This is a genomic window from Marinobacter sp. THAF197a (genome assembly GCF_009363275.1).
Taxonomy (GTDB): domain Bacteria; phylum Pseudomonadota; class Gammaproteobacteria; order Pseudomonadales; family Oleiphilaceae; genus Marinobacter.
Window position 1 is genome coordinate 3,109,887 of record NZ_CP045324.1, and the last position, 18,613, is coordinate 3,128,499.

22 protein-coding genes are annotated in these 18,613 nt (G+C 56.9%); 12 read left to right on the plus strand and 10 right to left on the minus strand.

Annotation, left to right across the window (positions count from 1 at the left end; genetic code table 11):
* Positions 1-104: 104 nt before the first annotated feature.
* Entirely contained in the window at positions 105-1,865 is a 1,761-nt protein-coding gene (locus FIV08_RS14440; protein ID WP_152438831.1) for a DEAD/DEAH box helicase, read from the minus strand.
* Between the two features lie 150 nt (positions 1,866-2,015).
* Here FIV08_RS14440 and FIV08_RS14445 point away from each other — a divergent pair, with 150 nt between their 5' ends.
* The 6 genes from FIV08_RS14445 (at position 2,016) to FIV08_RS14470 (ending at position 7,245) form a co-directional block, all read left to right on the plus strand.
* Positions 2,016-2,417: a hypothetical protein gene (locus FIV08_RS14445; protein ID WP_152438832.1), complete on the plus strand. Its 402-nt coding sequence runs from the start codon at positions 2,016-2,018 to the stop codon at positions 2,415-2,417.
* A 72-nt stretch (positions 2,418-2,489) separates the two neighbouring features.
* A complete protein-coding gene (locus FIV08_RS14450) occupies positions 2,490-3,914 on the plus strand; it encodes a TolC family protein (RefSeq protein WP_152438833.1) in 1,425 nt (474 codons plus the stop codon).
* A 10-nt stretch (positions 3,915-3,924) separates the two neighbouring features.
* Positions 3,925-5,214: a multicopper oxidase family protein gene (locus FIV08_RS14455; RefSeq protein ID WP_152438834.1), complete on the plus strand. Its 1,290-nt coding sequence runs from the start codon at positions 3,925-3,927 to the stop codon at positions 5,212-5,214.
* A 23-nt stretch (positions 5,215-5,237) separates the two neighbouring features.
* A complete protein-coding gene (locus FIV08_RS14460; RefSeq protein WP_152438835.1) occupies positions 5,238-5,663 on the plus strand; it encodes a copper resistance CopC family protein in 426 nt (141 codons plus the stop codon).
* A gap of 5 nt (positions 5,664-5,668) precedes the next feature.
* Positions 5,669-6,526 (plus strand): copper resistance D family protein, encoded by an 858-nt coding sequence (locus tag FIV08_RS14465; protein ID WP_152438836.1) that lies wholly within the window; start codon positions 5,669-5,671, stop codon positions 6,524-6,526.
* Between the two features lie 92 nt (positions 6,527-6,618).
* Positions 6,619-7,245: a DUF938 domain-containing protein gene (locus tag FIV08_RS14470; protein ID WP_152438837.1), complete on the plus strand. Its 627-nt coding sequence runs from the start codon at positions 6,619-6,621 to the stop codon at positions 7,243-7,245.
* 40 nt (positions 7,246-7,285) lie between these two features.
* On the opposite strand, the gene FIV08_RS14475 is transcribed toward FIV08_RS14470, so the two are convergent.
* From FIV08_RS14475 to FIV08_RS14495, 5 genes are all read right to left on the minus strand, one after another.
* Positions 7,286-7,666 carry a ribbon-helix-helix domain-containing protein gene (locus tag FIV08_RS14475; RefSeq protein WP_152438838.1) on the minus strand — a complete coding sequence of 127 codons (381 nt, stop codon included), beginning with the start codon at positions 7,664-7,666 and terminating at the stop codon, positions 7,286-7,288.
* Positions 7,667-7,735: 69 nt separating this feature from the next.
* Entirely contained in the window at positions 7,736-8,305 is a 570-nt protein-coding gene (locus tag FIV08_RS14480; protein ID WP_152438839.1) for a DJ-1/PfpI family protein, read from the minus strand.
* A gap of 174 nt (positions 8,306-8,479) precedes the next feature.
* Positions 8,480-8,992 carry a DUF4124 domain-containing protein gene (locus FIV08_RS14485; RefSeq protein ID WP_152438840.1) on the minus strand — a complete coding sequence of 171 codons (513 nt, stop codon included), beginning with the start codon at positions 8,990-8,992 and terminating at the stop codon, positions 8,480-8,482.
* A gap of 120 nt (positions 8,993-9,112) precedes the next feature.
* Positions 9,113-9,568, minus strand: a complete 456-nt coding sequence (locus tag FIV08_RS14490; protein ID WP_152438841.1) for a CopD family protein — start codon at positions 9,566-9,568, stop codon at positions 9,113-9,115.
* Positions 9,569-9,668: 100 nt separating this feature from the next.
* Complete coding sequence (locus FIV08_RS14495) at positions 9,669-10,292, minus strand: ankyrin repeat domain-containing protein (protein ID WP_152438842.1); 624 nt, start codon at positions 10,290-10,292, stop codon at positions 9,669-9,671.
* Between the two features lie 136 nt (positions 10,293-10,428).
* Here FIV08_RS14495 and FIV08_RS14500 point away from each other — a divergent pair, with 136 nt between their 5' ends.
* The 3 genes from FIV08_RS14500 to FIV08_RS14510 are packed head-to-tail and all read left to right on the plus strand — an operon-like array spanning position 10,429 to position 12,403.
* The gene (locus FIV08_RS14500; RefSeq protein WP_152438843.1) at positions 10,429-11,058 is read left to right on the plus strand and encodes a hypothetical protein; all 630 of its coding nucleotides are present in this window, start codon (positions 10,429-10,431) and stop codon (positions 11,056-11,058) included.
* 29 nt (positions 11,059-11,087) lie between these two features.
* Complete coding sequence (locus FIV08_RS14505) at positions 11,088-11,633, plus strand: nucleoside 2-deoxyribosyltransferase (protein ID WP_152438844.1); 546 nt, start codon at positions 11,088-11,090, stop codon at positions 11,631-11,633.
* A 29-nt stretch (positions 11,634-11,662) separates the two neighbouring features.
* Entirely contained in the window at positions 11,663-12,403 is a 741-nt protein-coding gene (locus FIV08_RS14510) for an ADP-ribosylglycohydrolase family protein (protein ID WP_152438845.1), read from the plus strand.
* Between the two features lie 319 nt (positions 12,404-12,722).
* On the opposite strand, the gene trxC is transcribed toward FIV08_RS14510, so the two are convergent.
* Positions 12,723-13,163 carry a thioredoxin TrxC gene (gene trxC / locus FIV08_RS14520; RefSeq protein ID WP_152438846.1) on the minus strand — a complete coding sequence of 147 codons (441 nt, stop codon included), beginning with the start codon at positions 13,161-13,163 and terminating at the stop codon, positions 12,723-12,725.
* A gap of 235 nt (positions 13,164-13,398) precedes the next feature.
* Between trxC and FIV08_RS14525 the strand changes: the two genes are divergently transcribed.
* Positions 13,399-13,926: a retropepsin-like aspartic protease family protein gene (locus FIV08_RS14525; RefSeq protein WP_152438847.1), complete on the plus strand. Its 528-nt coding sequence runs from the start codon at positions 13,399-13,401 to the stop codon at positions 13,924-13,926.
* A 19-nt stretch (positions 13,927-13,945) separates the two neighbouring features.
* Here FIV08_RS14525 and FIV08_RS14530 read toward each other — a convergent pair whose 3' ends face one another.
* Positions 13,946-14,257, minus strand: coding sequence for a helix-turn-helix domain-containing protein (locus tag FIV08_RS14530; protein ID WP_058092288.1), 312 nt, complete (start codon positions 14,255-14,257; stop codon positions 13,946-13,948).
* A 242-nt stretch (positions 14,258-14,499) separates the two neighbouring features.
* Between FIV08_RS14530 and FIV08_RS19840 the strand changes: the two genes are divergently transcribed.
* Both FIV08_RS19840 and FIV08_RS14540 read left to right on the plus strand, forming a co-directional pair.
* The gene (locus FIV08_RS19840; protein ID WP_228715425.1) at positions 14,500-14,736 is read left to right on the plus strand and encodes a hypothetical protein; all 237 of its coding nucleotides are present in this window, start codon (positions 14,500-14,502) and stop codon (positions 14,734-14,736) included.
* A gap of 272 nt (positions 14,737-15,008) precedes the next feature.
* The gene (locus FIV08_RS14540; RefSeq protein WP_228715426.1) at positions 15,009-15,602 is read left to right on the plus strand and encodes a hypothetical protein; all 594 of its coding nucleotides are present in this window, start codon (positions 15,009-15,011) and stop codon (positions 15,600-15,602) included.
* Between the two features lie 330 nt (positions 15,603-15,932).
* On the opposite strand, the gene FIV08_RS14545 is transcribed toward FIV08_RS14540, so the two are convergent.
* Positions 15,933-16,877, minus strand: a complete 945-nt coding sequence (locus FIV08_RS14545) for an IS5 family transposase (RefSeq protein WP_152438848.1) — start codon at positions 16,875-16,877, stop codon at positions 15,933-15,935.
* Between the two features lie 341 nt (positions 16,878-17,218).
* Positions 17,219-18,535 carry an IS1380 family transposase gene (locus FIV08_RS14550; RefSeq protein ID WP_152438849.1) on the minus strand — a complete coding sequence of 439 codons (1,317 nt, stop codon included), beginning with the start codon at positions 18,533-18,535 and terminating at the stop codon, positions 17,219-17,221.
* Between the last annotated feature and the right edge of the window lie 78 nt (positions 18,536-18,613).

Here is an 18,613-nt window from a genome sequence, read left to right on the forward strand (position 1 = left end):
GAAGAGGAATCTCATTCCTGGAAAAATGGCAGAGTTAACGGCCATCGTAGGGTTGGCACACACCTCGCCGAACTCGCGGGCAACCATGCGCCCCTTTTAAAGCATCACACCTCATTCGCCTTACGATACTGCCCCCGATAATCAAATATCCGCTCCTGCACCTGCCAATAATGCTTCTGCTTGCGGGCAATCACAAAATCCGGTGCCGGCAACAGAGCTTGCAACTCTATTACCTCCTCCGCCTTACCGAAGGTTTTCGGAGCCTGGCCGTTAGCAAATCTGCGGCCGAACAGTTTGTTAAACACGTGGCGCTGTGCCGGCTTGCTGAAATCAAACGACTCGCCAAGCTCCTCCCCATCCTCACCGTGGTAGGTCATCTTCAGCTTGCTTCCGCCAAGGCCCAGGGTGATCCCGGCGCAACGAATCACCATGGCATCTTTGAGTTTCAGGGCATCCCTTAGCTGATCGTCCGGGTCGATAATCGCTTTATGACAGTGCCCGCAATTTCTAGCCGCAATGTCATTCTCGCCACCACAGTGGGGACACTCCTTGAAGCGGAAACGGTAGTCGCATTGCCAGGCACGCGCGCCCTCCCCCTCCACGGGCTCCAGCAGCCCCTGGCAACGGCGCCCATAATGCTCAATCACCCCGCCGTCGCTGTCGGTTTTGCCCCAGAAGATGTTGGCAAAACCACAGCCCGGGCAGAACACCTGCACCGGCTCACTGTCTGGATTCGGTTTCGGCTCCCCAACCTCCGGATGATGCAGATTCACGTGGTTGCCGGCGTAATCCATCACCAGGCAGTCCTTTTTGCCGTCGTCCAGGCGAAGACCACGGCCCACCATCTGCTGATACAGGCTCACCGACTGGGTAGGCCGAAGAATGGCGATCAGGTCCACATGGGGTGCATCAAAGCCGGTGGTGAGCACTGACACATTCACCAGGTACTTTAACTGCCGCTGTTTGAAGCGCTGTATCAGCAGGTCCCGATCTTTCTGGTCGGTGGCGCCGGTCACCAGGGCGGTCTGGTTCTCCGGGAAGTAGCCGGTGATCTCCCGCGCATGCTCCACCGTTGCCGCGAATACCATCACCCCCTGACGTTCAGCGGCCAGCTCCACCACCTGATCAATAATGGCGCGGGTCACCCGCTTGTGTTTGCTCAGCAGCTGGTTGACGTCTTTCTCGGCGTATTCACCAAAGCGGTTCTGAGCCAGCGACGAGAAATCGTATTGCGCCACCGCGGCGTTCACCAACTCCGGCCGGGTGAGATAGCCACGATTGATCATATAGCTCAACGGCAGTTCGTAGATGCAGTGCTGGAAGGGCTTGTCCTCTTCACTACGAACAAAGCCCCGGTAGTGATAGCGATAGATCCAGCCCATGGCCAGGCGATAGGGCGTCGCAGTCAGCCCGAGCACTTTGAGGGAGTCGTTCTGCTGTTTTAACAGGTCAATGATTTGTTGATATTGACTGGTTTCCTCACCGCTGACCCGGTGGCACTCGTCGATGATCACCAACGAGTATTCATCCCGGAACTGATCCAGGTTCGCCGCTACCGACTGCACACTGGCAAAGGTGACCTGATGATGACTTTCCTTGCGCTTAAGCCCGGCGGAGAAGATGCCACCGGCTAACCCATAGCTCTCGTATTTGGCGTGGTTCTGCTCCACCAGCTCTTTGACGTGTGTGAGCACCAGGATCTTACGCCGGGCAAGGCGGGCCAACTCCGCAATCACCAGGCTCTTACCAGCGCCGGTTGGCAGCACGATGACGGCAGATTCGTCCGATTTGCGGAAATGATTCAGCGTGGCATCGACAGCTTCCTGCTGGTAGGGGCGGAGCGTGAAAGGAACTTTGTTTTTGATGGGCGTAGAGTCCTGTGTAGCCGTTCACCGAACACCATTATAGCCAGCAGCGGCACTGAGCTGCACCAGCCCTCGGGGCCCGCTCGGCGCCACAGGCTACTCTCCCGCGGAATATTGACTTCCGACAAGGCAATATGGAAACTCGTAAGGATGTCGTCCAAACGTCGCTACCTGATTTTTATGCTCATCCTATGGCTGCCCTTGCAGGGGCTGGCTGCTGGGCTATTACATTGCGACACTCCCCCGGCGCAGGCTGCTGCAGACGAACATTCTTCCCCACATCAACACCATGCTCCTGTCTCGGCCGAAGTAGACCATGAGCATCACAGCAGTGCGTCAGACGACACCAGCCATCAGCATGGCAGCCATAAATACTCAGACTTGCAACACGCCGAACCTTGCCAGCAGTGTTGCCAGGTTTGCACAACGTTGATTCCCTCCCACGCTCTCACAGCCAGCCCCGCTCTGGCCACGCCGGTTATCTGGCACATAGAGAGTGCTGACAGTTTTATCTCCGACCCGCTGTTCCACCCACCGCAAAGCCTCAGTTAACCACGAGACCTGAACCTGCTGGAGCATTAATCGCTGCGGCATGACCCTTGGTGACTTTGAGGCAATACAACCATGAAAAACCTGATTGGCGGGGCTATAGCCGTCCTGTTTCTGCAGGGCTGCGCCACGATGGCGCCCCCTGATTATTCGAAGCTGGAGGCCGATCTCGACCCCCTTTTGCAGTCCCCCGCACGGGGCCAGATTCACCAGACTCTGGAACTGTCGGAGCAGGAGCGGTTTGAGCGAGTTGATGATCTCTTGTTCGAACCACTCACACCCGGAAACGCGCAGCACCTGGCGCTGGTCAACAGCCCACACATTCGCGCTCACCTGCACCGCTTAGGCATTGTTGAAGCCGAACAGTTGCAGGCACAAATGCTGAGCAACCCCACCCTCGCTGTGTCGGCGATGCGTCCGGATGGCGGTGGTCGCTGGGAGTTGGGACTGGGCCTGAGCCAAAGTCTGTTGGATTTGATGACCCATTCTTTACGAAAGACACTGGCGGAAGAAGCGCTAACCAGCGCCCGGCTTGAACTGCTGGACACCCTGAATCAAGAGTTGTACCAGGTGCAGCAGGATTACTTTCATGCCGTAGGCGCCAGTCACCGTGAAGCTGTCGCCCAGCTGGCCCTGAACGCGGCGGAAACTGCCGTGTTGCTGGCTGAACGCCTGCACGAGGCCGGCAACCTGAAAGAGCTGAGCTTACTGCATCATCGTGACCAGCAGTTGCAGCGCCAGCGTGCCCTGCGCCGCGCCCAGGCCGACGCCCAGCAAGCGCAAACCACACTGGCGCTGCGACTGGGCCTTGAACACCCGGCCATGATGGAGTTGCCGGTCACGCTGCCACAACTGCCAAACGATGAACAGATAGACGTTGCCGACCTGACAGACCGCGCCCTGACACAGCGCCTGGATCTGCGCATCGCACGGCAAGTGCAGGCCGTTGCCGAGCATCGCCAGGCGTTCTATGCGCGCCAGGGCGGGATCACCCAATGGGACATCGGTATCGATGTCGAGCGGGACTCTGACGGCGGTTACAGTGCCGGCCCCTCGATGTCGATTGGCCTGCCCCTGTTCGACCGCAACCAGGCTCGGCGGGCCGGAGCTGGCGCTCAGCTATCGCGCGCCGACGCCCTGGTGAATGCCAGGGAGCTTGAGCTGCGCACGCAACTCCCGGATTTGGCTAACCGGTTAAGGCTGACTCGAACCAACGTTGAGCAACTGGAGCAACAGGTGATCCCGCAATGGCAGCGGCAAGTGGATCTGAGCCTGCGTGAATACAACTTTATGTTGATGGGCGCCTTTGACCTACTCAATGCCAGGGCGCGGGAATTCGATGCCTGGCGCGAGCACGCTGAAACCCTTGAACAGTATTGGATTCAGCGCATACATCTGGCGATGATCAGCGCCACGCCCTTAGACGCCGCTCTGCCTGACGCGGTACAACTGCCCTCCGTCCATGCCGGCGGCCAGGGTCACGACCACCACAATCACTGAGGCAGCCACCATGGTTAATCGTCGTCATTTTATACTGGGCAGTGCTGCGGGTCTGGTCGCCGGTGCCCTGCCAGCACAAGCGTTCGCCGCTGGTAATCGCCACGAAACAACCCACACACCGCTCACCGCCCCGGGCCAGACTGATCAGGGCTATCGCCCGGTGATCACACCCAACGGCCGAACCCTGGGCTATCGCCTGCGCGATGGCGTCAAAGAGTTCCACCTGATCGCCGAAGAAATAGAACACGCCTTCGGCGACGGCACCACCATCAAAGCCTGGGGTTACAACGGCAGTACCCCGGGGCCCACCCTTGAGGCGGTAGAGGGTGACCGGGTAAGAATCTACGTGACCAACCGCCTGAAAGAACCCACCAGCGTGCACTGGCACGGCCTGATACTACCCAACGGCATGGATGGCGTGGCCGGTCTGACCCAGCCCTCCATCCCGCCCGGCAAAACCTTTGTGTATGAGTTTCCGCTGGTGCAACACGGCACCCACATGTACCACCCTCATGCAGATGAAATGGTGCAGATGGCCATGGGCATGATGGGGATGTTCATCATTCATCCCCGCGAGCCAGAAGCCAACCCGGTAGACCGGGACTACGCCATCATGCTGCATAACTGGGCCGTTCATCCGGGCACCTACCGCCCCGACCCATCCATCATGCAAGACTTTGATCTGTGGACCATGAACAGCAAGGTCTTTCCATTTATCGATTCACTGGTGGCACAAACGGGTGAAAGAGTGCGTATTCGCATGGGCAATCTATCCATGTGGAACCACCCCATGCACGTTCACGGCGTCAAGTTCTGGGTCACCGGTGGCGACGGCGGGCGTTGGCCCCAGGCGCAATGGCGCACCGAAGCGACCGAGATTGTCGGCGTCGGCCAGGCCCGAGACATCGAGTTTATTGCCAAACCCGGCGACTGGGCATTCCACTGCCATATGGCCCACCACACCATGAACGCGATGGGGCACGATATCCCCAACACCCTGGGCGTGAATCAGAACGAGGTCGAGCAGCGCATTCAGGCGCTGGTGCCAGGTTACATGGCGATGGGTGAACACGGCATGGGCGAACACCAGACGCATGTCGATGCCGGCCATATGCCCGGCCCTGAGAACACCCTGGCCATGATGATGGGCAAAGGCCAGTTCGGAAATATGGAAATGGGCGGGATGTTTACCGTCATCAAAGTTCGCGATCAACTCGACGGAGACCCCGGCTGGTATCAGCACCCAGCGGGCACCGTTGCCCACGAGACCGATCGTGTTCCCAATGATCTACCAAAATAGCTTCAAACACCGGAGAAAGACCAATGACAAAACACCTGCTTCTGCCCCTGCTAATGATGTTTGTCACCCTCACCAGCGCCAGCCTGGTCAACGCCCACACGGATGTGGTGTATTCGTCACCCGCAAGCGACGAGCATGTGCAAACGTCCCCGGAACACCTGGAACTCCGTTTCGGCGACACCGTAAGACTGATGCGCGTAAACCTGACCGACGGTGCCGGCGAGCGGGTACGAGTGGATTTCCGGCCCAGCCGCGAATCCAAAACCGATTACCGGATTGACCTGCCAACACTTCAAGAAGGGCACTACGAAGTGGAATGGCGCGCCATGGCCGACGACGGCCACACCATGACCGGCGGCTTCAGCTTTCACTTGGGAGAGAGCGCTGAGGCCCATGAGAGTCACCAAGACTCAGCCTCCGGCCAGGATGCACATGAGGGTCACCACTGACCGCCATGGACATCTGGACCCTTCTAACCATCGCCACCAAGGTGCTGATCTATCTCAGCACCGCAGGGGTGATTGGCGGCCTGTTCTGCCTGTGGTTGCTTAAACCTCACGGCATAGAGCAGTCGATGCATAGCTACATTCTTGCGGCAGGAGTGCTGGGGCTGTCAGCTACTGCCGCCAGTTTTCCGGTGCACACAGGGGCAGCATTTGGAGGCGGCATCGCCGGTGCCTTCGACCCGGACATCGCGAACATTATCTGGGAAACCAATGTAGGAGACACCACACGAGCACACCTGCTGGGATTTACGCTCACCCTGGCAGGCCTATGGGTGGCAGTCTGGGGAGGCCGGCGCCTCGGCTACGCTCTGGTAATTGCAGGCGCCGTCAGCCTACTGTTTGCCTTTACGCAAACCGGACATTTACATAACGACAGCCGTGGCGCCGCATTACTAGTCATTCACCTATCGGGGATCTCCCTGTGGCTAGGGTCCCTCTATCCACTGTGGCGGGTTAGCAACGGTCATCAGGTCGCTCAACTGCAGGCCAGTATGCAGCGCTTTGGCCAGACGGCCGTGGCCTTTGTTGGCGCACTGGTGATCTGTGGGGTACTCATGATTCTGCTGCTGGTTCAGCCACTCTCGGGGCTGGTCAACAGCGCCTACGGCTGGCTGTTGCTGATCAAACTATTCTTGGTCTCGTTGCTGCTCGCACTCGGCGCCCTCAACAAGTTCTATCTGGTACCCCGGCTGGCACGGGCGGGATATACGCGGCGGCTTCGCCTGTCTATCACCGCAGAAATGACGCTTGGTATGGCGATCTTAGTTCTGACCGCGGTGCTGACGACGGTGGCGGGGCCAGACTAGCCGGAGCAACCAGCCCAAAGCGCCCAATCAAACCGACCCATGGCCAGAACATGTTTTTATGATACCGTTCCGGGAAAAGGAGAGCCCAACTGATGACCATCCACCTGCCCTTTTCCCAAGCCTGCGAAAACAACAAAGGCCCCATACTGGAAAGACTGCGCGAGGTCTTCAATGCACCGGGCACCGTGCTGGAAATAGGCACCGGCACCGGCCAGCACGCCGTGCATTTCGCAGCAGCCCTGCCCCACATACAGTGGCAGCCAACGGACCACCCCGCGGCCGCGCACCTGGCGATTGGCCGGCTCGAACAGGCTGCGCTGCCAAATATTCTCCCCATGCGAAAGCTGGACGTGGGCAACACCCCTTGGCCCACACTGGATTTCCGATGGGCGTTCTCTGCCAACACCGCCCACATCATGGCCTGGACAGAAGTGGAACAAATGTTCCAGGGCATCGGCGCAAGCCTGCCTGATGACGGCGCGTTTTGCCTGTATGGGCCGTTCAGGCACCAGGGCGAGTTCACCAGTGAAAGCAATCGGGCGTTTGATCAGTCACTCAGATCTCAGGCGCAACACATGGGCATCCGCGATATCGAGGATCTATCTGCGCTGGCCAAGGCGGTGGGGTTGGTACTGCAGGACGATTATGCAATGCCGGCGAACAACGAGATGCTGGTGTTTGTTCCTGTGCATTCGACCGGTACAAGACCGACAGACTGAGGATCAGGGGCTGTATCCGCGAATATGGGTTGTCGCGCGCCTAGTGGCTTGCCTTACTCACGACTTTCGGTGTTGCCGATTTACCGCGTTTACCAGCGAGAATACGATCTGCATCTAGTGAAGCAATCGGCACCCGGGTATCCCTCGGCACGTCACCACTCAGTTGCAATTCCAGATACCGCAACGCACAAACCCGCAGGAAGGATGTGAAATTGCCGAGATCATGGCCCGCATCAATGGACTCGTGGTAAAGCCGGGTGATCATCTGCGGCAGATTCATGCCATCGCGCTCAGCCAGCTCCGACAGCACCTGCCAAAAGGCGTTTTCCATCCGCACACTGGTGACCATGCCGTCAATTCGCAGGGAGTGGGTGCGGCTAACCCAAAGCTCCGAATTGGCGTTGATAAAGAGCTTGCACATAACGGCCTCCCCGAATGTGGTGATGGCGCTTGACGGTACTGAGGGGCCGGCGCCCTGGCCCCTGCTGCGTTACTGATCCAGCAACTTGAAGAACTGCGCAAGCCAGGCCGGATGGGCAGGCCACGCAGGTGCTGTTACCAGATTAGCATCGGTGACCGCCTGATCAACCTCGATACTGGCGAAGGTGCCACCTGCGAGCTCAACCTCTGGTTGGCAGGCCGGATAGGCAGAGCATTTACGGCCCTCCAGAACCCCTGCTGCGGCCAGCAACTGAGCACCGTGGCAGATCGCCGCCACCGGCTTGTTGGCTTCAAAGAAATGGCGAACCAGCTTCTGCACACCCTGGTTAAGCCGCAGGTACTCCGGAGCACGGCCGCCGGGCACCACCAGCGCGTCGTAATCTGCCGGCTTCAGTCCATCAAAATCCGCATTCAAGGCGAACCGGTGGCCAGGCTTTTCGGTGTAGGTCTGGTCACCCTCGAAATCATGAATCGCCGTGGCGACCGTATCGCCCGCTTTCTTGTCCGGGCAGACGGCATGAACCGTATGGCCAACGGCCTGCAGTGCCTGGAACGGCACCATGGTTTCGTAGTCTTCGGTGAAATCACCGGTAATCATCAGAATCTTCTTCCCGCTCATGGCTGTCTCCTTGTGTTTGTATTGCCAGGTCAGGAAACATTAGCAGCGGTGGTGTCGGGGCGGGTATTAAGGGGTTACTACAGGTCTTAAAGCGGCAATCACAGCTCCAGAATCAGATTCCTCACACCAAACGCTGACCTACCTTGTATGGACTGACCAGGGTGTGGTCCAGAACTAACGTACATCGGGATAGCGCGGTTTCTTAACGGACTCGCATTCCTCAAAGGCATACCCCCTGGTACCACCGCCCTTGATCTGGTACTTGCCAAAACACGCCATACTTTCCCTATACCGCTGCATCTCCGCTTCATAATTGGCCATACGCTGCTCACGGGTCAGGCGCCCCTGACCCGGCTTCACCTCCTCCGGCAGGGTAGACACATTCTGCTGCGCCGGTACTTGTTCTGACTCCTCCATGCGCTCTTTTTCCCGTCGCTGCTCACCCAACTCTCCTGCTACGCGTTGCAACGACTCAGCACGAGCTTCAGCCTGGCGCTGATCTTCAGCAGAAGGTATGCGAACTGAAAGGTCGACAGACTCTCCTGACTGCTTGTGTTGTTCCGGAATGCGGTCTCCGAAGTGAACGTTGCCAGCATCATCGACCCATTTATAAACCTCAGCAGAGGCCGGTGGCAAAGGGGCGATAAAGAACACGCAAAGCGGTAACATCGTCCTGCGAAACCACATAACAAAGTTCCTTTTTTGGCTTCTTGATATCTTCACCATAGCAAAAGGGAGATTGCTTAGCGTAACGCCCGCCTACCAGATTAGCGACCGACTTAACTGCTGACGTAAGCAACCGCCCGCTCACAAATACCGCCCACCAGCTCCAATCGCAACCACAATCAACCCAAGAATCAAATTAGTGCCCACCAGCTTTCGAATCTGCCCCACCTGGCGCCCGCCTTCCTGGGGGTTCTGATTGGCCACTGCCTGTTTCAGCCGCCGGAAGGGCGCAAAATAAACGTGGGCGTAGATCAGGATCATCACAATACCCAGCGCCTGCATCACTTGGATATGCCAGCCGGCACCGGCCATGCCGCCGAACACGCTGAAAATCATCCAGTACCCGGTGACCAGCAACAGAATCACCGCCGCCCATACCCATTTAAAAAATCGTGACAAGGTGGCACACCAGAGCGCGCCTCGCTGTGAGGCATCAATCACCTCAACCACTGCCGGGCGCATAGCCATGTAGGCGAAAAACATACCGCCAACCCAGATTACGGCAGATAGGACATGCAGTGCGATGGCCAGACCCATAACGCAACTCCTGGATGAGAAATTCGAGTGATAAGTATAAGTTTAGCCATCGCGAAACAACCCTAAAACAACGGAAGCGGTTGAGGACGATCGAGCCCGCCTATAGAGCATCAAGCTCTGCCCGGATAGTCTGATAAATTTCCTGGTTCCGGGATTCCAAAAACACCGCAAACTCAAAAGCGTTAAAGCCATGATAGTCCTTCCCCGGACTATCAATCGGCAGGCTTGGATCCGCCCCCAACTCCAGAAGGGCGCGGAGATAACCCACATTGGCGTAAAGCACGGCCTCATGCACAGGTGCCAGCCCGCTGTGGTAGCCGTTCAACGGCTCTCCCCTTGCGGCAAAGTGTCGAAGTAACGCATAGCCACGGCGCGTCATGATGGACTCAGCATCGTGCCTATCCAACGAGGCGCCTACGAAATTGACCAAAGGTTGCGAACAGCCACCCATCGCCGTCATCGCTTTACCGCAGCGTTCATAGGGCCAGTCGAAATTGGTGAGAAGCCAGTAGGCCACTGCAGGCCGGATAGCCAGACTATTGAAATCCGAGGGGCTCCAGGGCACTTCTTCGGGGTCAAGAAGCGCTATGACTGTCAGCCCCCAGGCATCGGAACCGAAAGCCCAGGTGCGATAGAACATCGGGTATAGCGTCAGGGCAATCACCAGGCACCCGCCACATAGGGTGAGCGCCTTTTTGTGGCCCAGGAAATATTTGATAAGCACTTTACTCCTCCTTGAGCATTTTTTGTTTTGGGGGTTAGCTCTCTCTGTCAAAGGTATGCTGTGCTACGCACAAGCATTTGGTACGATACCCCCCGCTTGCGTAAGGACTACGCGGCCTGACTGTAAGGGATTATGTATGAAAAGAACTGGCCTTAAATCCAGCATGAATCGGCACCAAAAAGTCCTGTGCGTCATTCTGCTGCCAATGGTCATCCTCTCAGTACCTCAGATATTCGGCCCTAAAAACTTCTTACCCAATCCAGAGGTCGCGACGATTGCTCTATACCTATCGGCATTTGTCGTCATCGTGGTATCGCTTTGGGCCGGGTACCTGCTTCACACGGGAAAGATCACTCCGGATCCCCAATGGCATTCATTTGGCCTTGGCAAAAAATGCCTCACCTTCATAGGTTGCCCCTTGTTGCTCTGGATGATGTGCCACTTATCCTTCGGTTACACGATCCCGCGCATCTGGACGATGCTGAGTAGTGAGACAATAACGGTAGCATACCAAGTCACAAAATACCGTGGCGGTGGTCGCCACTCGTGCACCTATCAACTTGAAAATGATCAACTGGACCGAATGTATTTCCAAATCTGCGTGCCCAGAGATTTCTGGTATCGTTTGCCAGACGGCCCGTTCATCGCAATGTTCAAAGTTGAGCAATCGCCTTTAGGAATGACATTCAAAGGGACTCGGGAAGACTGGATTGAACTAAACTTACCAACACACCCATCCAGCGATCGGTCGGCTCGTATCCAATAGTCAACGCCGAATTGACAGACAATACTCACATGCAAAAACCAAAACGCATCTACCTCGCCGGCCCCGAAGTCTTCTTCCCGGCAGAGGAACACCAGGCCATCGTGGCTGAGAAAAAACGCCTGCTCCGGGACGCCGGATTCGAGGGCGTCGACCCGCTGGACACAGCGCTCGAGTTTTCGGATGAGGAGGTAAAACACGAGCGTGGCCACCGGATATACCAGGCCAACCGCGAACTGATGGACAGCTGCGACGCCATCATTGCCAACCTCACACCGTTTCGCGGTATTAGCGCCGATCCGGGTACTGTGTTCGAGGTGGGTTACATGATCGGCCAGGGCAAGCCCGCCTTCGGGTTCACCCTGGACAACCGGCTGTATCAGCAACGGGCGGGTGCAACCTGCCAGGACGAACTGGGCCACACCATTGAGGATTTCGAGATGAGCGATAACCTGATGATCGAGGGGGGAATCCGCGAATCCGGTGGCCAGCTGTTTTTGGCGCTACGGCCAGGCGAACACCCGTTCTACTCAGCGGAGCTGTTCCACCGCTGTGTGCGGGCGATCGACGATGCCTGACCACCCATTATCTTTGCAGCCGCGTGCTCATGCGCTGCCTCGCGAAAGATAACGGGCACTATCGCTCACAAACCTTCCTTGAGGCCTACATCGGTTTTATGACCGCCGATCCTCCATGCCACCCAGACACCTATGCCGAATCCTACCATCGCGGGTTCTTTGCCAACCTTGAGAAAGGCCTTCCGCCAGAAAAATGCGGCATGATCACCCACGATACCCCCTCGGCTGGCGGCCTGGTAACTATCGCACCGCTGGTATTTTCGGAACGCCTGCGGGGTACGAGCATTCCCTATCTTCAAGCCCTTTGCCGGGAACACTTGACGCTCACCCACCCGGATGAAGGCCTGATGCAAGTGTGCGACCGCTACGTAACCTTATTGTGCGGCCTGATGGAAGGGCCAGGCGAAGACGGCATAAAAGCACTCTTTGAAGACGCCGCCAAAGGTGCGCGGGGACTGGATGTTGCCGCCCTGTTGAAACGAAACCTGCCAGAAAACCAGGTAGTTGGCCGGATGTACTCGCCCGCATGTTACATCTCAGATTCCTGGCCGGTGGTACTGTACCTCGCCTACAAATACCGTCACGATCCATGGCTTGCACTGCGGGTGAACACCAACCTGGGCGGCGATAACGTGCATCGGGGTATGATTATTGGGGCTCTGCTGGGGCTGACCAGTGATAACGTGGCCAACCAGTGGTTTGATCAGCTGGTGAAACACGAGGACATTGACCGGGAAATTGCCGCGCTGATCGATTCAGCAAATGTTTAGAAAAACTCAACAACGCTCACAGACAGCCAAAACAAAAAGAAAGCACCGGCGAGAAGCAACACTGCACCATGAACCGCCAGGTTCCTCCGGATAGTTGGAGCAGGCTTTGGCGGGAAGCTGAAGTATTCCTCACCAAACAACCCAACGCCGCAGCTCTCACAGTAATTCTTAGAGTAAGAAACCCGCAACGCAGATGGCTCAAACTTTTTTCGGCAGCTGTAACAACTGGGTTTAAACATGTCGGGTCCGGGTACGTTCTTATTCAGAGTGGAAATGCCGCTAATTCACCAGAAAACAGATCTGTCCCGGCTTCCCGGAGCTACCGAATCCCGCTCGATTGCAGCCACTGGCTGATCTGCGCCTGATTCATCGCACCGCTCTGACGGGCCACTTCCCGGCCGTTCTGGAACAGGATCATTGTGGGTATGCTGCGAATGCCAAACTGCCCAGCCGGCCCCGGTGATTGTTCGGTGTTCAGCTTTGCAAAGCGCACTTTACCCTGCCAGGTTTTCGCCGCCTGCTCGAACTGTGGCGCCATGGCTTTGCAGGGGCCACACCAACTGGCCCAGAAATCCACCAGTACCGGCACATCGCTGCGCCCGGTGTGTGCCGCAAACGACTGCTCCGTAAGATCCAGCACCTGGTCTGGCCAGAGAGCTTGTTTGCACGCACCGCAGTTGCCACCGGCAGACAGCTTGTCGGCCGGTACGCGATTCACTTTGTGGCAATGGGGACACACCAGGTGTCGAATGTCAGTCATGATTGGTCGGCCTCTGATTTGTCAGATGGTTGAAATAATCGGGTCAAATGGCCGGAAATCAAGCGGCGAGCCGAGACCCTCTACGCCTGCTGTAATTCACGCCAGAAGGATTCGGCTGATGGCATTGATGGAGCAACATGGAAGGCTATGCTCGGGAAGACGATCAAACTATCGCCGAGCGAGTGGCCAAGGTAGTATTGGAACAACCTGCCCATGCCCCACAACAAGGAACAGGATGAGCAAACCTGGCATCATCAAACCCGAAATCCGATACCTCCTGTACTTCGCTGTGTTCTGGGTTGTATTGCTCGCCGCTGTCACGCATTTTTTCGGCAGCTGGGACTCCCAACAAAACAACCCCAACCAGCAACTAGTCAGCCACACCCGCGGCAGCGTCACAGAGATTGAACTGCAGGCCAACCGCCAGGGCCATTATCTGGCGAACGGCACCATCAACAACCAGCGTGTCACCTTCATCCTGGATACCGGCGCCACAACCGTGACAGTCTCAGAATCCCTCGCCCAAAAAGCAGGCCTTAGAAAGGGCCAATCCGGCCGTGCAAATACCGCCGCTGGCACCGTCAATGTGTGGAGCACGACCATTCAGGAACTCCGCCTGGGCGACATGACATTCTACAATGTGCCCGGCACCATCAACCCCGCCATGGACCCCGACATTGTGTTGTTGGGGATGAGCGTGCTTGGGCAGCTGAACTTCTCCCAGCAATCGGGCGTTCTAACCCTGAGCCAGGATAATCGTTGAGATGGGGTGAGGCCTCCACTCAAGCCGCGCGAGGAGATCCGTTATCCTCCCCGGCCTGCAATGTCCAGGTCATCCCCAAAGCCCGCCCCGCTTTCACAAGCGTTGTGATGGTTACACCAGTATCCTTCTCATCAAGAAGGCGGTTAACCACCGTTCGGCTGGTATGCATTTTCTGGGCAAGCTGAGACTTATTCACACCCGTTTGCCCCATCGCCTGCTGAATCTGCCAGACGATCACCCGCTTCAGCGCCTCAGCCTCTACTTGCTCAAGTGTGCCGTCAGCTTCAAGTAGATCATCGAGAGAGCTGCCAACGTGTTTATGCTGTGTCATTTTCTTACTCCCACCAAAACACGGCGTTAACTGTTTTCCTTGTCATACAACCCTTCCTTGGCGCAATCCAAGTGTACCTAAATAGGTACGCTCATGCCAACCTTCCACCCCTGAAGGTTTGTCAGGTAGTACTCAAAATCACGACTGAACTATCAGGGAAACTGCGAAAATAAATCTGTCCCGGCTTCCACACCTCATTTCCGCTACTATCAAAGTAAGCCAGCACTAGAGACACAACCGCTATGGGACTGTCGATACAACAATCGGAATTTACGCCGGAAGAATTTGACCGTTTTGCGGCCAAGGTACGAACGGACCTTACCGCACTCACCCGCCTTCTGGACCGGCCCGGCTTTGGTGAGGGAGACTCTTCCATTGGTGCCGAGGTCGAGTTCTACATCGTAAACCCGGACCTGCGTGTTCAACCGATCAACACAGAAATAGCCGCCAGGGTTCAGGATCCATATCGGTGGCAATGACGTCACCAACCTGGAAGCAGACGACGTCACCATGGAAGGGGCCACCAACTCTGGGACGAAACCCGTATCGCCCTGTTCAAACAATCCGTCGACAGCCGCTCGCCCAACCACAGAACCTGGAAACACCCGCCAAGGGTATATTACGGCAACGGCTGGGCACGCAGCGCCTGGGAGCTGTTTGCAGCCTCGGCATCCTTGTATCCCCCCATCCTGCCATTGATGTCCGAAGACGATCCGATGGCGGTTATCGCTACGCCAAGTGCCCGGCAGGCGTGACCATCACCAACGACGCTGCCCATCAAGCGCTGGCTTCGCTCTTTACCGACCGGCTGATCATGACGGACCTTCGCCTGGGTGCACTGATGGAATATTCCGAGCAGGAGGTGCCCACCGTGACCATCGAGTGTGGCGGGGCCCAGGATGATCACGCGCACCAACTGGCGTACGAAGGGCTTGTTCGGTATGCCTCGCAATCTGACGTGCTATCGCTGGAGAAAGCGGAATGGAACGTTGCTGTTCTGCGCAACCCGATTCGAGTGGAATTGGCACCCGATGCGACCATCGAATACCGGTTAACGCCCAGTGGGCAGGCGGACCTCACCTTTCCGCCCGACATCGAACACCGGAATTTCGGGATTGTGTCGCCGGATGAGCCTCTCGGATGGGTTGGGCAAAAAGGCCTGGACGTGCTCACGGCGATCAGCCACAACCGCGCCGAGAACATGGAACAGGTGCTTCGAATCAAGGATGGGCGAATCTACCCCGCCCAGGCCATCAAGACCTTCATGATCACCACCAACCCGGTGATTGCGAAGAGCGATTGCCTGTTCTATGCGGTCAAAGCCACGGGCGATCCCATTTTTTAGATGCCGGCACCTGTTTCACGTAAAGCCACCCACCGATGGGCCTTATGGGCCATAGCGATAGCAGGTGGCATTGAAAGCGCAACCTATCCCCTCCCAACAGGGACATGGTAAGCTTTTTCAACTCCAGGTATGGCATGTCGAGACATGCGCAAAGGACTGAAGAGCTCGTAAAAATTCTAGGGAGGGTCTGATTAATGCCTGATTTCTTGCCGAATAACTTTATTAGCTCAAAAAAAGCTATTCAAAGGCAATTTAGGCACGATCAGCCCCTCTATTTGTTCATTTTTTGCCCGTTTCCCGCGATTCCGGCGGAAAACAGGCGCACTGGCACTACGCCAGCAGGTATTTTTCACCCATCAGCAGGTTGCTGAACGCGGCCAGCAAGTGTAATCGGTTACTGTTTTTAGCCAGGCCGCGATAGCGAACCTTGCTGTAGCCAAAGACCTGTTTGATGTACCGGAACGGATGTTCCACTTTGGCACGGGCGCTGGCTTTGAGCTTTTCAGCCTTCAACTTTCGGTCGTCCAGTTTTTTACGAGAACCGGGGCGTTTGGCAATGAACCAAGAGACGTTTTTGCGATCCTTATGCTCATCCCGCTTTTGAATGCCAAGATAACCGGCATCACCGAACACGCGCTGCTCGTCACCGTGAAGAAGGTTGCCGGCCGGCACAATGTCGTGGACGTTGGCGGCCGTCGTGTCGATGCTGTGGATCAGTCCGAGCGTGTCATCAACGCCGATGTGCATCTTCATGCCGAAATACCATTGATTGCTCTTCCTGGTTTGGTGCATCTCTGGATCCCGCTGACCACTTTTGTTCTTGGTGGAACTCGGTGCCGAAATAATGCTGGCATCCACAATGCTGCCTTCGCGCAGCATCAGGCCGTTCTTTTCCAAGTGCTTGTTAACTTCTTTGAACAGCACCTTGCCGAGTCCGTGGCGTTCAAGGAAATGGCGGAACTTGAGAATGGTGGTTTCGTCCGGCAGGCGGTCCAGCTTCAGACCAGCGAAGTGCCGCATGGATTCGATCTCGTAAAGAGCGTCTTCCATGGCTGGGTCGCTGAGGTTATAGAACAACTGCATGCAGTGGACTCGCAGCATGGTCGGCAGCGGATACGGTGGTCGGCCGGTCTGGCCCTTGGGATAATATCGGGCTACCTTCTTCTCCAACTGCTTCCACGGAATCAGCTTGTCCATCCGCTCCAAAAAGATCTCGCGGCGGGTCTTGCGCTTCTTGGTCTGGTACTCAGCTTCGGAGAAGGTAATCTGATCCATGGTGGCAACGAATCCTGTGCGGTTGACGGTGACCGTATTATCGCTGATTTTGAGACTTATTCAGAGCCTCCCTAGGAGAATTACTGGTGAGTATCGGAATTGAGGATTTTTACCTGAATCAGTGACTTTGCAGGCCAGTATACTCCGCAAAGCGCCATCGGCGCTAACAGGAGCCATCACTTGGTCAAAAGCAGGTTGATAATGCCGGAACGTGCAGTCTGACGTCGATCAGCGGCCAAATTTGGGCGCGTTTTGATCAACTTCTGGTCGTCAGGCAATAGCGGGTTGCCCCGGGCTGGTTTTCCGGGTGGCTTTAAGGTAGCGGCTGTTGTCGGACTTGCTTAACCGGAGGCGGCAAGGCTTCCATAGAGGTCGCGGTAAACGGCAAAGCCCGGACAGTGCCGACCAAAGCGCAGAATCCACTGCCGGCCGCTGTGCACCAGGCGGCAGGCCATGGTCATCAGTTCCTGCATCACCGTTCTCAGGCGGCGGCGCTTGGCCGGATGGCGCACTGGCGCATCTGGGGCGGTCAGTCTCAGGCCCATCCAGCGCAGCACGTTGTAACCCATGGTGGCGAAGGCCATGACCAGGTTGTTGGTGTCGAACTTGCCGGAGGGCAGGCGCTCCAGGTCCAGGTCGGTCTTGAACTCACTGTGAAACTGTTCGCTGGTGGCGTGGTCGCTATACAGCGCCATGACTTGTTGGTCACTGACCTCGTCGACTGGTAAGGAAGTAATCCAGCCTTCGAGGCTGACCTCCGGCTCCAGGTACAACTGGCCAGCGGCATCACTGGTGCGAACAGTGACCTTCACGATGCGGCGCAGACCGGGTTCGTCCGGAAGGTCTTCTGACAGAACCGCTTCCATCTTGCCGTCGCGCTCCAGTGTCCAGGCCTTCTGGGCCTGAGCCTTGTCCGCCCAGGCCAGGGGGTCCTGCTTGCGAGGGTTCCACTTGATCAGGAAGTCGATCTGGTCCTGCTCGCGCAGGAAGTCGCGATTGTCACGGGCATCGTGTGCACTGTCCAGACGCAGCAGGATGGGCTTGTCCGTCAGTGACCGGGCCCGGGGCAAAACCCGTTTGAGGGTATCCAGAAAACCATTATTGGCGTGCTGGCTGCCAGGGCGTAGCTCGCAACCCAGGCACCAGCCTTCCTGGCCCAGATACGCGGCAATGGGTGCATAGCCGTCGTAACCCTTGTAGGTGTAGCTGACACCCTCTTTATGGGTCTGGCTGTTGTCCATGGGAAAGACATCCATATCCAGGGCAACATGGCCCATCGCCAGTGGTGACACCGGCGCTTCGACGGACTGAAGAAATTCAACGCTGGCATCCTCCAGCAATGGCGTCAGGGCTTGGGCATCTTCATCAAATCGCTGGCGCAAACGGGCTGAAGATGGCGACTGCTTGATGCCCATGGCCGATTTGAAGAACGGATCTGTTCGTACCGGCTCGGCCGCCTCGAAGTCGCTCTTGCCCAGCGTGATCAGGCCCAGGTAGGTGCGGATCAGCTCAATGTTCGGAATACCGTGGCGCTTGGCGACCGTGCGAGCGGTTTTGATAAGCGACGTGTGCCGGTTCAGGCAGTGGCCCACCAGGGCCAGTCCGCCGTGGGGTGTATAGACTTCGGTTCGGGATTGCTGGAGAGTGAAAGTACGCATGAGCCAAATGCACTGACTGGGTGAATGGATGTCAGGTGCTATTATATCGCCCAAGGCCTTGTTATTGCAGGCTTTGGA